This window comes from Pseudoalteromonas sp. Z1A6 (assembly GCF_011378745.1).
Lineage (GTDB): Bacteria > Pseudomonadota > Gammaproteobacteria > Enterobacterales > Alteromonadaceae > Pseudoalteromonas > Pseudoalteromonas arctica.
The window spans coordinates 1-1,008 of sequence record NZ_WTKW01000642.1 but is presented as its reverse complement, the minus strand read 5'-3'; the positions used below and the strand labels follow the sequence as shown (position 1 = coordinate 1,008).

Annotated in this window: 1 pseudogene; it reads right to left on the bottom strand. The window is 38.6% G+C overall.

Annotation, left to right across the window (positions count from 1 at the left end):
• Nucleotides 1-36: 36 nt before the first annotated feature.
• Nucleotides 37-738, bottom strand: a pseudogene (locus tag GQR46_RS20085) (aspartate/glutamate racemase family protein).
• Nucleotides 739-1,008: the final 270 nt, after the last annotated feature.

Here is a 1,008-nt window from a genome sequence, read left to right as displayed (position 1 = left end):
GCCCTGTGGCGGTTTTATTTATAAGTTAAGCGTTGGTTATTTTGTTAATGCTAATTTAACCGCAGCCTTTGCATGAATTTTCATGAATTTGCATGGTATCGTAAAGAGGCACGGTTGTATGTTTCGGCCCTACTAATAAAGCAATTTCAGTACAGCCTAAAACAATGGCCTGTGCGCCTTTTTCAAACAAACGCTCAATAATATTTATAAAATCAGTTCGCGCTTCATCATTAATAATGCCTTGGCATAACTGATTATAAATTATGTCGTGAACACGCTCTCGCTCATTAGGCTCGGGTATTAACACTTCAATGTTATTCTTATCGGTTAACCGCCCTTTGTAAAAGTTTTGCTCCATTGTAAATTGCGTGCCCAGCAATCCTACTCGCGAAATATTATCGTGTTTTAACTGCGCTGCGCTGCGGTGGCATCGGCAATATGCAAAATAGAAATGCTGGCAATGTGGTCAGCCACTTTGTGCATGGTGTTTGTGCAAATAAGTAAAAAATCAGCCCCACTTGCCTCTACCGATTTAGCTGCTTCAGTAAGTAAACTGGCTGTTTGTGGCCAATCACCTTGGTGCTGTAGTGTTTCAATTTCTGCAAAATCAACACTCACCATACAAATTTTGGCACTATGCAGCCCACCCAGCGCATCTTTTACACCCTGGTTTAATGCTTTGTAATAGCTAGTGGTTGACTCCCAACTCATACCACCAAGCATTCCAATTGTTTTCATAAAATTGCCCTGTAATAAATGTGGTTAAAAAGCAGGTAAAATCCGGCTGGTTGTTTCACATAAGCGGTAATTCAAAGACCCACTCAACGTTATTATCTAGGGTAAATTAGTTCAACCAGCTTTAAAATACTGTACATATGACTTACCCAAACCATCTTTAAAAGTAATTTTATAACTAAACCTTTTTGACAAGAATGATTTTATTTCCGAATACTCTTCGTTGTCACACCCTTTTACACTTGCGATAGTCAAACTATCATTTGAAAAAAT